The organism is uncultured Thiodictyon sp., from assembly GCF_903946935.1.
Taxonomy (GTDB): domain Bacteria; phylum Pseudomonadota; class Gammaproteobacteria; order Chromatiales; family Chromatiaceae; genus Thiodictyon.
The window spans coordinates 14,892-28,162 of the sequence record NZ_CAJAXH010000014.1; the positions used below are offsets into that span (position 1 = coordinate 14,892).

The 13,271-nt window shown below is 64.8% G+C and carries 11 protein-coding genes and 2 tRNA genes; 12 read left to right on the forward strand and 1 reads right to left on the reverse strand.

The window, feature by feature from the left end; genetic code table 11:
• Positions 1-120 precede the first annotated feature (120 nt).
• From QZX93_RS01165 to QZX93_RS01210, 10 genes are all read left to right on the forward strand, one after another.
• Entirely contained in the window at positions 121-1,116 is a 996-nt protein-coding gene (locus tag QZX93_RS01165) for a phosphotransferase (RefSeq protein WP_295388796.1), read from the forward strand.
• A 159-nt stretch (positions 1,117-1,275) separates the two neighbouring features.
• Positions 1,276-2,586 (forward strand): trigger factor, encoded by a 1,311-nt coding sequence (gene tig, locus QZX93_RS01170; RefSeq protein WP_295388797.1) that lies wholly within the window; start codon positions 1,276-1,278, stop codon positions 2,584-2,586.
• A 69-nt stretch (positions 2,587-2,655) separates the two neighbouring features.
• Complete coding sequence (clpP, locus tag QZX93_RS01175) at positions 2,656-3,300, forward strand: ATP-dependent Clp endopeptidase proteolytic subunit ClpP (protein ID WP_295388798.1); 645 nt, start codon at positions 2,656-2,658, stop codon at positions 3,298-3,300.
• 199 nt (positions 3,301-3,499) lie between these two features.
• On the forward strand, positions 3,500-4,774 hold the full coding sequence (clpX, locus tag QZX93_RS01180) for an ATP-dependent Clp protease ATP-binding subunit ClpX (protein ID WP_295388799.1): 1,275 nt from the start codon (positions 3,500-3,502) through the stop codon (positions 4,772-4,774).
• Between the two features lie 232 nt (positions 4,775-5,006).
• Positions 5,007-7,460 (forward strand): endopeptidase La, encoded by a 2,454-nt coding sequence (gene lon / locus QZX93_RS01185; RefSeq protein ID WP_295388800.1) that lies wholly within the window; start codon positions 5,007-5,009, stop codon positions 7,458-7,460.
• A gap of 192 nt (positions 7,461-7,652) precedes the next feature.
• Positions 7,653-7,925, forward strand: a complete 273-nt coding sequence (locus tag QZX93_RS01190) for an HU family DNA-binding protein (protein WP_295388801.1) — start codon at positions 7,653-7,655, stop codon at positions 7,923-7,925.
• Positions 7,926-8,007: 82 nt separating this feature from the next.
• Positions 8,008-8,083: transfer RNA gene (locus tag QZX93_RS01195), tRNA-Val, on the forward strand.
• A 66-nt stretch (positions 8,084-8,149) separates the two neighbouring features.
• Positions 8,150-8,226: transfer RNA gene (locus QZX93_RS01200), tRNA-Asp, on the forward strand.
• Between the two features lie 91 nt (positions 8,227-8,317).
• Positions 8,318-10,234: a SurA N-terminal domain-containing protein gene (locus tag QZX93_RS01205; RefSeq protein ID WP_295388802.1), complete on the forward strand. Its 1,917-nt coding sequence runs from the start codon at positions 8,318-8,320 to the stop codon at positions 10,232-10,234.
• A gap of 65 nt (positions 10,235-10,299) precedes the next feature.
• Complete coding sequence (locus tag QZX93_RS01210) at positions 10,300-11,532, forward strand: hypothetical protein (RefSeq protein ID WP_295388803.1); 1,233 nt, start codon at positions 10,300-10,302, stop codon at positions 11,530-11,532.
• Positions 11,533-11,598: 66 nt separating this feature from the next.
• Here the strand turns inward: QZX93_RS01210 and QZX93_RS01215 are convergent, their stop codons facing one another.
• Positions 11,599-11,991: an EF-hand domain-containing protein gene (locus tag QZX93_RS01215; protein ID WP_295388804.1), complete on the reverse strand. Its 393-nt coding sequence runs from the start codon at positions 11,989-11,991 to the stop codon at positions 11,599-11,601.
• 738 nt (positions 11,992-12,729) lie between these two features.
• On the opposite strand from QZX93_RS01215, the gene QZX93_RS27230 reads away from it, so the two are divergent.
• Positions 12,730-12,849, forward strand: a complete 120-nt coding sequence (locus QZX93_RS27230; protein WP_366759455.1) for a hypothetical protein — start codon at positions 12,730-12,732, stop codon at positions 12,847-12,849.
• Entirely contained in the window at positions 12,807-13,085 is a 279-nt protein-coding gene (locus QZX93_RS27235) for a DUF1214 domain-containing protein (protein WP_366759457.1), read from the forward strand. The genes QZX93_RS27230 and QZX93_RS27235 overlap by 43 nt, the downstream gene beginning before the upstream one ends.
• Positions 13,086-13,271: the final 186 nt, after the last annotated feature.

Genomic DNA, 13,271 nt, shown 5'->3' on the forward strand with positions numbered 1-13,271 from the left:
GGGGGGCGGTCGGCATGGGCCGGCTCCTCAAGGGTTGGGATTTTGGCGTAACCATGTCACATTCTGCCGGGTCCGGCAATGCGGGGCATTGCCGCCGGCCACCACCACCAGGGGATTCGCGTGACGACACGGCACGATTTGTTGAGGCAATGGGTCGCTTCGGTACTTGGCAAGGACGCTTTCACCCTCGAACCGGCGTCATCCGATGCCAGTTTTCGCCGCTACTGGCGTGTGCGCCAAGGCGACAATACCTTGATTATCATGGATGCGCCGCCCGCGCAGGAGGACTGCGGCCGCTTTGTCGACCTGGCGCGGCGCCTGCGTGCCATCGGTCTGCATACCCCCGAGGTCCACGCGCAGGACCTGGCCAACGGTTTCCTCGCACTCTCCGACCTGGGCGACCGGCTCTATCTGGCGGAGCTCGACGCCGCGCGCGCCGACCGGCTCTACGCCGATGCGCTGGCCGCCTTGGCCATCATCCAGGCGCGCGGACCCCAGGAGGGTCTGCCGCGCTACGACGCCCCCTTCCTGGGGCGCGAATTGGAGATTTTCCGCGACTGGTTCCTCGGCCGCCATCTGGGCCTTACGCTCAACGCGGCCGAGGCTGCCGGTTGGGATCGCGCCGGCGAGGCCCTGATCGCCAGCGCACTGGAGCAGCCCCAGGTCTGCGTCCACCGCGACTATCACTCGCGTAACCTGATGATCACCGAACCGGCGGGCCCGGGTATCCTGGACTTCCAGGACGCGGTGGTCGGCCCGGTCACCTACGACCTGGTCTCACTGCTCAGGGACTGCTATATCCAATGGCCGGCCGCGCGGGTCACCGGTTGGGCGCTAGGCTACCGGCAGTTGGCGATCGACTCCGGCGTGCTGCCGGCCGTGGACGCCGCGCGCTTCCTGCGCTGGTTCGACCTCATGGGGGTCCAGCGGCACCTGAAGGCGTGCGGCATCTTCGCCCGCCTGCACCATCGCGATGGCAAGCCCAATTATCTCAACGACATTCCGCGCACCCTGGGCTATGTCCGGGAGGTCGCCACGCGCTACCCGGAGCTGGGCGACCTGGAGCGACTGTTGGCCGAGCGGATTGCCCCGGCGCTGGCCGGTGGCGGGGTGTGACGGCGCCGACGTCGCAGCCCACTTGGCCCTGGGGTGCCCAGCGCGCTATACTACCCGACTTTTGGCGGCTGGGCGGCGCGTGCCTGCCCGGTCATCGAACAACCATTTTGGACGGCGTCGGGGTCGCGCCCGGCCCTGCTGACGCGGGAGACGAGAAGCATGCAAGTATCGGTGGAGACGGGCGAAGGTCTGGAGCGTCGGATGCGCATCGAGCTGCCATTCGAGCAGGTGCGGGGCGAGGTCGAAAAGCGGCTGCAGAAGCTCGTGCGCACCGTGAGGCTCCCGGGGTTCCGGCCGGGCAAGGTGCCGCTCGCGCTGTTGCGCCAGCGCTTCGGCGGACATGTGGAGCAGGAGGTCCTGGGCGAACTGATCCAGTCGAGCTTCGCCACGGCGGTCTCTGAGCGTTCACTGCATCTGGCCGGTGCGCCGCAGATCGAGCCCGACGTCGACCCGGCCGCGCAACGCTATGGCTTTACCGCGACCTTCGAGGTGATGCCCGAGGTCGCAATCGCCTCCTTGAGCGGTCAGGTCGTCAAGCGCCCGGTGGCGGAGGTCACCGACGCCGATCTGGAGATGGTGATCGAGCGGTTGCGCGAGCAACACAAGACCTGGGGCCCGGTCGAGCGTCCGGCGCAGACTGGCGACCGCCTGACGGTGTCCTTCGTCGGCACCTTGGATGGCGTGCCCTTCGAGGGCGGCTCGGCCACCGCGATCCCGGTGGAGCTCGGCACCGGTCGCATGCTCCCGGGATTCGAGGACGGGCTCGTCGGGGCCAGCGCCGGGGAGGCGCGCGCGCTGGACCTGAGTTTCCCTGAGGGTTACCACCGCGCCGACCTGGCGGGGCAGCCGGTGCGCTTCGACGTCACGGTCGAGGTCGTGGCCGAACCGGTCCTGCCGACGGTGGACGCGGAGTTCGTCAGCGGCTTCGGGGTACCCGACGGCGATCTGGAGCGCTTCCGCACCGAGGTCCGGGCGAACATGGATCGTGAATTGAAACAGCGCATCGATGCCCGCACAAAGGAGGCTGTGATGGACCTGCTGGTCGCCGTTCACGGCCTCGCGGTCCCCGCGGTCCTGGTGGCGGAGGAGGTCCAGGGCCTCAAGGGCCAGATGCGGGAGCGCATCGGTGCGGCCGGCGCCGTGGACCTGCCCGACGTCCTGTTCGAGGAGCAGGCCCGGCGGCGGGTCGCCCTGGGCCTGATCATCGGCGAGATCATGAAGCGCCACAGCATCAAGGCGGAGCCGGCGCGGGTCCGCGCCGCGATCGACGCCATGGCCGCCACCTACGAGGACCCCCAGGAGGTCATCGACTACTACTACGCCGATCGTCAGCGGTTGGCCCCGTTCGAGTCCATGGTCATGGAAGAGCGGGTGGTCGAGTGGGTCCTGGAGCAGGTGAGCGTCGAGGACGAACAGATGAGCTTCGCGCAGTTGACCGACCCGGCGTCGGTGGCTGGCGCGGGGAGTTAGCCCGATGGTGGCGGCGTCCCGGACGCCCGCACGGTTGGATCGACAGCGCAGATGAGAGAAGCAGATAGCATGATCAAGCCCGTGAGTGGCACGCAGTGGAGGCCCGAGGGGCTGGGACTGGTGCCGATCGTCATTGAGCAGACGGCGCGCGGCGAGCGCTCTTTCGACATTTACTCGCGTCTCCTGAAAGAGCGGGTCATCTTCCTGGTAGGGCCGGTCGAGGACTACATGGCCAATCTGGTGGTGGCCCAGATGCTTTTTCTGGAGTCCGAAAACCCGGACAAGGACATCCACCTCTATATCAACTCGCCCGGCGGTTCGGTCACGGCCGGGTTGGCGATCTACGACACCATGTGCTTCGTTCGTCCGGACGTCAGCACCTTGTGTATCGGTCAGGCGGCGAGCATGGGCGCGCTCCTGTTGGCCGGCGGGACGGCGGGCAAGCGCCACTGCCTGCCCAACTCGCGCATGATGATCCATCAGCCGTTGGGCGGTTTTCAGGGCCAGGCGACCGATATCGATATCCATGCCCGCGAGATCCTCCTGCTGCGCGATCGACTCAACGGCATCCTGGCCCATCACACCGGTCAGCCGATCGAGAAGATCGCCGACGACACCGAACGTGACCGCTTCCTGGGCGGTGACGAGGCCCAGGCCTATGGTCTGATCGACAAGGTGTTGACCGAGCGGGGTCCCGCGCTGGGCAAGGCCTGATTCGACCTAGCGTCCAGCCCGGCCCGGCTTGAGGGATTGCGGGGGGGGGCGGCGTCGCGCCGTGTTCCCGGCGCGGTCCGATATCCGATCGCCGCTGCTCCCCGCCTTGCCATCCCGGCGCAAACCGTTATGATTGATACAGCTTCGACAGGCCCCCCCTGGTTCCTGTCGCCAACTGACCCCCGGAGTGTCATTCCCGATGAGTGGAAGTAACCACGGTAAGAGCGACGAGGGCAAACTCCTCTATTGCTCGTTCTGCGGCAAGAGCCAGCATGAAGTCCGCAAACTCATCGCCGGCCCCTCCGTGTTTATCTGCGACGAGTGTGTCGAGCTCTGCAACGACATCATCCGCGAGGAGATGCAGGAAGGGGTGGGCGATGCCACCAGCAAGTTGCCCAAGCCGCGCGAGATCAAGGAGAGCTTAGACGAGTTCGTCATCGGTCAGGAATACGCCAAGCGTGTACTTGCGGTCGCAGTCTATAACCATTACAAGCGTTTGGAGGTCTCGGAGGCCAAGGAAGAGATCGAGATCGCCAAGAGCAACATCCTGCTCATCGGTCCCACCGGCTCCGGCAAGACCCTGTTGGCCGAAACCCTGGCCCGCCTGCTGAATGTCCCCTTCACCATCGCCGACGCCACCACCCTCACCGAGGCCGGTTATGTCGGGGAGGACGTCGAGAACATCATCCAGAAGTTGCTCCAGAAGTGCGACTACGATGTGGAGAAGGCGCAGAGCGGGATTGTCTATATCGACGAGATCGACAAGATCTCGCGCAAATCGGACAACCCGTCGATCACGCGCGACGTCTCAGGTGAGGGTGTACAGCAGGCCCTGCTCAAGCTGATCGAGGGGACCGTCGCCTCGGTGCCGCCTCAGGGTGGGCGCAAGCATCCGCAACAGGAGTTCCTGCAGGTCGATACCTCGAACATCCTGTTTATTGTCGGTGGCGCCTTTGCCGGGCTCGATAAGGTCATCCAGCAACGCTCCCGCAAGGGCGGGATCGGCTTCAACGCCGATGTCCACAGCAAGGACGACAAGCGCCAGATTGGTGAGTTGCTGGCCGCGGTAGAGCCCGAGGACCTGATCCGTTATGGCCTCATCCCGGAGTTCGTCGGCCGTCTGCCGGTGATGGCGACGCTGGAGGAGCTCGACGAGGCGGCCCTCATGCGCATCCTCACCGAGCCCAAGAACGCCTTGGTTAAGCAGTACGCACGCCTGTTCGAGATGGAGGGTGTGGAACTGGAGTTGCGCGATGACGCCATGCGCTGTATCGCCAAAAAGGCCATGGAGCGTAAGACCGGGGCGCGCGGCCTGCGCACTATCATGGAGCAGGTGCTGTTGGACACCATGTATGACCTGCCGTCAATGAAGAGCGTCTGCAAGGTGGTCTTGGACGGCTCGGTCATCATGGGTGAGAACCGGCCCTTCCTCATCTACGAAGGCCTCGAAAAGCAAGTTGCCTCCGGAGATTGATTCCTGATCTATCCCTGGCCGAGGCGACCGCCATGGGCTGGCCAGCCCATGGCGGTTGCACCAGTGGTGAGCTGGTTGAGGCCAAGCCATTGAATCCGGCTCGCTCAGCCCCGATTCTTTAGCGATCCAATCAGCCGCGGATCGCTCTGCCGGCAACTTGCCCAGGGACTTGACGCGCACTCCGCGGTCTGGTCGCCTACCCCCCACGAGCGTTCCAGCACAGAGAGTGTCAATGGCACAGCAAGAATCTTCGCGATCACTTACCGGCTCCCCCGAGGTCCCGGTCCTGCCGCTGCGCGACGTGGTGGTCTATCCGCACATGGTCATCCCCTTGTTCGTCGGCCGCGACAAATCGATCCGCGCGCTCGACGGGGCCATGGCCCACGACAAGCAGATCCTGCTCGTGGCCCAGAAGAGTGCGGACGTGGACGACCCAGGCGTCAAGGACCTGAACCAGATCGGCACGCTGGCCAGCATCCTCCAGCTCTTAAAGCTCCCGGACGGGACGGTCAAGGTCCTGGTGGAGGGCAATCAGCGGGCGCGCATCACCCGCTTTGTCACCACCGATGACTCCTTTTCGGCCCTGATTGCGCCCCTGCCCGAGACCCTGGACGCCGACGAGCGCGAGCAGGAGGTGTTGATCCGCTCCGCGATCACCCTGTTCGATCAGTATGTCAAGCTCAATAAGAAGGTGCCGCCCGAGGTGCTGACCTCGCTGGCCGGTATCGACGAGGCCGGCCGCTTGGCCGATACCATGGCGGCGCATATGTCGCTCAAGCTCGACGAGAAGCAGCGCGTCCTGGAGATGACCGATATCCAGGGGCGGATCGAGCATCTGATGGGCCTCATGGAGTCCGAGAACGACCTGCTTCAGATGGAGAAGCGCATCCGTGGTCGGGTCAAGCGCCAGATGGAGAAGAATCAGCGCGAGTATTATCTCAACGAACAGATGAAGGCCATCCAGAAGGAACTGGGCGAGCTCGATGAGGTGCCCAACGAGCTTGAGGAACTGGCCAAGCGGATCGAAGATGCCGGGATGCCGAAGGAGGTGAAGACCAAGGCCCAGACGGAGCTCAACAAGTTAAAGCTCATGTCGCCCATGTCCGCCGAGGCGAGCGTGGTGCGCAATTATGTCGACACCCTGGTCAATGTGCCGTGGAAGGCGCGCACCCGCATCCGCAACGATATCCGGGTCGCCGAACAGGTGCTGGATAAGGACCACTATGGATTGGAGCGGGTCAAGGAGCGCATCCTGGAATACCTGGCGGTACAACAGCGCGTGCGCAAGCTCAAGGGTCCGATCCTGTGTCTGGTGGGTCCGCCCGGCGTCGGCAAGACCTCGCTCGGCCAGTCCATTGCGCGTGCCACCAACCGCAAGTTTGTGCGCATGTCATTGGGTGGGGTGCGCGACGAGGCCGAGATCCGCGGCCATCGCCGGACCTATATCGGCGCGCTGCCGGGCAAGATCATCCAGAACCTGTCCAAGGCGGCGTCGCGCAACGCCTTCTTTTTGCTCGATGAGATCGACAAGATGGCGATGGATTTCCGGGGCGATCCGGCGTCCGCCCTGCTGGAGGTCCTGGACCCGGAGCAGAATCACACCTTCAACGATCACTATCTGGAGGTGGACTTCGATCTGTCCGAGGTGATGTTCGTGGCCACCGCCAATACGCTGAACATCCCCCCGGCGTTGCTGGACCGCATGGAGGTGATCCGGCTCTCCGGTTACACCGAAGATGAAAAGGTCGCGATCGCCGAGCGTTATCTGATTCCTAAGCAGACCAAGAACAACGGGCTCAAGTCCGGGGAACTGGTCATTCGCGAATCGGCCTTGCGCGACATCGTGCGTTATTACACGCGCGAGGCTGGGGTCCGCAACCTGGAGCGCGAGATCTCCAAGATCTGTCGCAAGGTGGTGAAGGAGGTGCTGCTGAAGAAGCGCGACACCGCGACCACCGTCAACGCCAAATCACTGGAAAAATATCTCGGCGTCCAGCGTTTCCGCTTCGGTCGGGCCGATGAGCGCGACCAGATCGGCCAGGTGACCGGGCTCGCCTGGACCGAGGTGGGCGGGGAGTTGCTGCGCATCGAGTCCGCCCTGGTCCCCGGTAAGGGGAAATTTACCTACACCGGGCAACTGGGTGACGTGATGCAGGAGTCGATCCAGGCCGCCATGACGGTAGTGCGCTCGCGCGCCGATGCCCTGGGGATCGCGCCGGACTTTCACAACATCTTTGACATGCACATCCACGTCCCCGAGGGCGCAACACCCAAAGACGGCCCCAGTGCCGGCGTGGCGATGTGTACCGCGCTGGTCTCGGCCCTGACCAAGATCCCGGTGCGCTCGAATGTTGCCATGACCGGCGAGATTACCCTGCGTGGTGAGGTCTTGCCGATCGGGGGGCTCAAGGAGAAGTTGCTGGCGGCCCACCGTGGCGGTATCGACACCGTCATCATCCCGCGTGACAACGAGCGGGACCTGACCGAGATCCCAAAAAACATTCAGCAGAACCTGGATATTCGCCCGGTGCGTTGGATCGACGAGGTCTTGGATATTGCCCTGACCCGCCGGCCGGAGCTGATCAACACCGCCGCCGAGGGTGGTGACGCGGCCAGCCCCAAGGAAGATGCCCCGGAAAAGGTCGCAGATCCGGTGCGCGACCAGCCGGTGCGGACCCGGCACTGAGGTTTTTTGACGATTTGTGCGCCCGACGGGGAAAAACCCGGTTGCCCCGCCGCGCACTCCGCTTTAGCATTCGGGGTCGCGGCAATCGCGCCCGGTGGGGTCGCCGGCTCGCCTGAGGGCGGCCGGGGTAACCGACGGCGCTGCCGGTAATTGTGTACTCGCGGAACAGTGGCCAGGATAGTTGGGGGAAAAATGAACAAATCGGATCTGATCGAGGTGATGGCGGACGCGGGTGATATCCCAAAGGCGGCTGCCGGGCGGGCGTTGGATGCCTTCACCGACGCCATCGCGCTGGCCCTGAAGAACGGCGACACGGTCTCCGTGATCGGCTTCGGGACCTTCTCAGTCAAGGAGCGGGCGGCCCGCACTGGGCGCAATCCCCAGACGGGCGCGGCGATTGAGATCGGGGCATCGAAAACTCCGGGTTTCAAGGCTGGCAAAGCGCTCAAAGACGCGATACAATAGCGGTTCGTTGTTAGGGCGCCCCCTAAAGGGCACCCAACAACGAGTGGTCCTAGAGTCAATGACCGCAACAGGTGCCCAATCAGGGTGCTTAGCTCAGCTGGGAGAGCATCGCCCTTACAAGGCGAGGGTCGCAGGTTCGATCCCTGCAGCACCCACCAAGCGTCTGCCCCACGTCATTGCGACCTGTGGCAATTAACAGGGAAGCGCAATTCAGTGCGCATTCTGGAGCGGTAGTTCAGTTGGTTAGAATACCGGCCTGTCACGCCGGGGGTCGCGGGTTCGAGCCCCGTCCGCTCCGCCAATCCGCAGAAGCGGGGTATCCGTTAAGGGTACCCCGTTTTTGTTTGTGCGTTAGAATCCTCTTTTACTGAATCCCGTTCGAGTATCGAGTCATGCTGCAGCAAATTCACGATCGCGCTAAGGGGTGGTTCGCCTGGCTGATTATCATCATGATCAGTATACCGTTCGCGCTCTGGGGCATTCAGTCCTATATCGGCGGGGGGAGTGAGCCGGTGGCGGGCCTGGTCAATGGACATGAGATCAGTGAGCGTGAACTCGATCACCGGGTACAGACCGAGCGTATCCAATTGCGCGAGCAAATGGGGGCGGCCTATGATCCGGCGCAGTTCGATGACAAGCGCCTGCGCCAGGAGGCGTTGGATGCGATGATCCGAGAGGCCTTGGTGGTCGATGCCGCCAATCGTATGGGTCTGCGGGTCGCCGACCCGGTGTTACGTGGCCAGATCCTGGCCGAGCCAGCCTTCCAGCAGGATGGGCATTTCGACAACGCGGCATACGAGCAGGCCCTTAAGTATCAAGGGCTCTCGCCCTCGCAGTTCGAGGCGCAACTGCGCCAGCGCCTGGTCGGCAGCCAACTGGTGCGGGCGGTCGCCGGCAGCGAATTGGTGACCAAGACCGAGCGCGAACAATACCAGCGGCTGACCGGCCAACGGCGCGAATTGAGTTGGTTGCGGGTGCCGATCGCCGGGTTCTTGGGCGACGCGCCTATCGATGATCAGGCGATCGCCGCCTATTACGAGGCCAATCCCAAGCGCTTTCAGGTCCCGGAACAGGTCAAGCTCGACTATCTGGTCCTCGACGTGGCCGGTCTTGCGGCCAAGACGAGCGTCTCCGACGAGGATATTCGCCGCGCCTATGAGTCCGATCAGGCCCGTTTTGGTCGGCCCGAGCGGCGCTCAGTCAGGCACATACTGATCACCGTGCCCCCGGAGGCCGATGCGGCGGCCAACCAGGCGGCGCTGGCCGAGATTGAAGGGGTCCGCAAGCGCATCGAAGGCGGCGAGGCCTTCGACGCGGTCGCCAAGGCCGTCTCGAAGGACCCCGGGAGCGCGAGCCAGGGTGGGTCTCTGGGTGAGATCGAAAAGGGCATCTGGGACCCCGCGTTCGAGCAGTCCGCCTTCAGCTTGCCGGTGGGCCAAATCAGCGAGCCGGTGCGCAGCAAGTTCGGTTATCACCTGATCCAGGTGCAGTCCATCACCCCCGCGGCGGTCAAACCACTGGGTGAGGTGCGCGAGCAATTGCGCGGCGAATTGGCCAAGCAAAAGGCCGAGTCACTCTTCTACGATCAGGGTGAGCGCCTGGCCAATCTGGTCTATGAGTCCTCCGACAGCCTGGTGCCGGCGGCTCAGGAGCTTGGCATGGAGATCCAGCACAGCGACTGGATCAGTCGCGCGGGCGGCGAGGGCGTGTTGCGACAACCCAAGGTGACTGCGGCCGCCTTCAGCGACGAGGTGCTGAACGAGCACCGCAACAGCGACCTGATCGAGCCCGAGAAGGAGGTCTTGCAGTCCGTGGTGCTGCGCGTGGTTGACCACCGCGAGGCGTCCACCCGGCCACTGGATGAGGTGCGCCCCGAGATCGTCACCGCGTTGCGCAAGGAGCAGGCGCAGCGGGCCGCGGCGGCGGCGGCGAGCGCCGACGCGGACAAGCTGCGCGGCGGCGCCGACTGGGCGGCGGTCGCCGGTGACGCGAAGGTGGAGGAGGCCGGGCTGGTGGGCCGCAATGACCCCAAGGTCCCCGCCGCCGTGTTGAGCGTGGCCTTCACCCTGCCGGTCCCGGCGACCGGCTCGGCCAGCGTCGGTACTGCCACCCTGGAGGACGGTGACGCCGCCGTCGTGCGTGTCACCAAGATTGAGGACGGTGAGGTGAAGCCTGCCGCCAAGCCCGGCACCCCGGACCCGGCGGTGTACATGCTCGGTCAAATGCTCGGCCGCCACTCCTATGACGCGGTGCTCAACGACATGGAGTCGCGGGCCAAGGTCGAGCGCAAGGCGGCCCCGGCGCGCTGATCCTTGGCGAGCTTGGCGCCTTGGCGTGACAACTGCTCTTCATACACTCAAGCACGGACCCCGACATGACCCCAGCCGCCGCCTTAACCGACCTGCTCACCGTCTCACCTGGTGGCACGCCCCTGCTGAACGCGGGCGTCCATCCCATGCCGGACCTGCTTAACCTCGATGCCGAGGCCGTGCTGGCGGGCTTCAAGACCAGCCAGCAGCGGGACTTCTCGGCAATCGTCGGCCAGTTGGAGCACGCGGACAACCCACTCAACGCCCTGCTGACCGAGTTGCGCACCATCGCGGCGAAGGACCCGGGCAACCGCTTCCCCACGCTGGACCTGTTCCAGCCCCAGGGATTGCAGACGCTGTTCGAGGACCTGCACGACCACGTCATGGACCACCCGGTGTGGCGCCATCCCTTCTTCGTGCGGGTGTTCGAGGGCGACTTCGACCAGGCACAGCTCACCGCCTTCGCCCTGCACTACTTCAACCAGATCAAGAACACCCGCCAGTGCGTGTCGCTCGCCCTGGGTCGCTTCTCCGGCCTGATGCCCCTGCCCTACGGCTGCCTGAACGAGCGCATTTCCGAACTGGCCCAGATCGTCCTGGCCCAGCTCTTGGCGGACGAATACGGCGTCGGCACCCATGCCATCGCCGACTACCCGGCCCTGCACGACCTGCTACTGTCCACCACCCACATCGGCATGTACCGCCAACTGTTCGAGGGCCTGGCCGTGCCCTTCGAGGAACAGGACGTGCCCATGCTGCCCGGCGTGGCCGACAACGTGCTCACCCAGCGCCTGCTCTCCGGCCATCCTGACTTCACGCTGGTGGAATCCCTGGCGTCCGTGGGTCTGGGCATGGAATGGGGCGTGCCCGAGTTCTTCAGCCTGCTGTTGGGCGGCACGATCCGTTGGGCGTGGAAGAATGATGTGCCGCTCACCCAGCGCCACCTGTTCGTGTTCATCGCCCACGTCCAGTACGACGTGCTGCATGCCATCTCCGTGATGCTGGTCACCAGCTTCTTCAACCACGACCGCGACGGCTTGCGCCAGATCAAACAGGCCACCAACACCCTGATGGCGGCCCGCTATGGCATGATGAGCGAGCTCTACCGCCACATCTTCCGCGACGATTGCCCGGACGCGCGCGGCATCGCCCTGCCCGAGCGCTACCGTCTGCACGACCGGCGCATCGCGGACGCCCTGCTCGAGGCCCGCCGGGGCATCGCGCCGGAGCGGGTGGTGGGCGGCGCGGCCTACCGGGAAAGCACCAGCCTGCCCTTCGTGTTCGCGAACGGGGTGTGACAGGCCGCGAGCCCGAGGCCCTCAGCCAGGGCCTTGCTCGATCTTCATCAGCGGCAAAACAATAGCCTAGTTACCGGCGCCAGGACCACCGCCCATGCCAGGTCCCATACCCATGCCGGGTCCCATACCCATCCCCGGGCGGCCCTGCATCCGTGCCTGACGCCCGGCGTCGAACTCGGCCGGGGTCATCTTGCCGTCACCATTCTGATCGAAGTCGGCGAAGCTCGGGGCGTTGGCCGCGCCGCGCATGGGGGCGCCCTGGGCCGCGCGGGCCGCCATCCGCTCGCTGTGGGCGGTGGCGAACTCCTGCGCGGTCACGGAACCGTCGCCGTTCTTGTCCATATCGGAGAAGCTCATGGGGCCCGGCGGTGCGGCCTGCGCCGCCACCCCCCCGGACCAGGCGGCACACGCCATGACCAGGGTCGCGCTGAGTGAAAGGGTACGGATGTGGTGTGTCATCGTCTAACTCCGGGATCTTGCTATGGTCAGTCATGCGACCGTGCCCCGCCAGCGTGGCCGGCGGCGGCGCGGCTAAGAGGCAGTCTTCAAGCACCGCCACGACAGACTAAACACAAGGGCGGGCGCACTCCGTGCGGCATCGTACAGAGGGCGGTCGCTGGGAAAACGTCTTGAGAGCAGCTTCATGGCACTCAACGACATTGCCGCCGCGATCATCGCGTTCGCCGATCTCGGTGAGGAGGGGCCATTGGTCGTCGAGGTTCCCGTACGCGCAGCGCGGCGCGCCGACAGCCGCCCGAGTCATTTCGCCGGCAGGGCGAAAGTGGTCGGGCACGCAGCCGCGTGGGCTCGAGTATTGGCAGCGTGTCCAGGAGGCGATCGACAGCGAACCCGTGGCCGAGCGCGACCGCTTGTTCATGGGCATGTTGAAGTCGATCGGCATCGAGAAGGGCAAGCCGTTCGACCCCAAGCCCGAGCAGAAGAAGGTTCTTGAAGAAGCGGTCGTCGCAGGCGAGGCGATGGCCAAGGCCAACACCTTCGACAAACGCATCGCCGAGCCTTTCTGGCCGGGCCGCCACTGGAAGCTCGCGATGCACCTCGATCCATCGCAGCACGTCGAGAATTATGACCAGTTGGACGAGCGCGCCGCGTGGTTCTACGAAGCCGTGACCGCCTCGGACGACACGACGGGCCGGCACCCCGGCGCGGGATCGACCTACCGCGAAGCTCAAGAACTGGATTCCGACCGTCCCTGGCAAGGCCTGGTTCACGTATCTGCGCCTCTACGGCCCCCCGCAGGGCTACTACGACAAGACGTGGGTGCTGCCGGATATCGATGCCGTGGCGGCCTGGGAGTAGTCGTCGACAATCCGATCGATCGCTACTCGGTCGGCAGCAACAGCACACACATCAAGTACGCCGCGGACGGTTCGCTGACCATCTACGTGCAGCGCGTTTCACCGGGACCGGAACGAGAATCGAACTGGCTGCCGACGCCGCCGGGACCATTCTCGATCATCACCCGCCTGTACGGACCGAAGCCTGAAGTGCTGAACGGCGTTTGGAAGCAACCTGATATTCGCATCGTCGACTGAACATGGAGTCCGTGCGTCGTTCACGTCAGGTCGGGCCAGGATGTCACGCCGTGCCGGGCCGGGCCGACCGGGGCCGGCGGCCTTGATCATTCTTCCGGCCACTTGGTCTCGCCAGGTGCGTAGTCAGGCCATCTTGGCCTGACCCCGTCAGGGCTGGAAGCCCTGACTACGCACACCGCTGGCCGG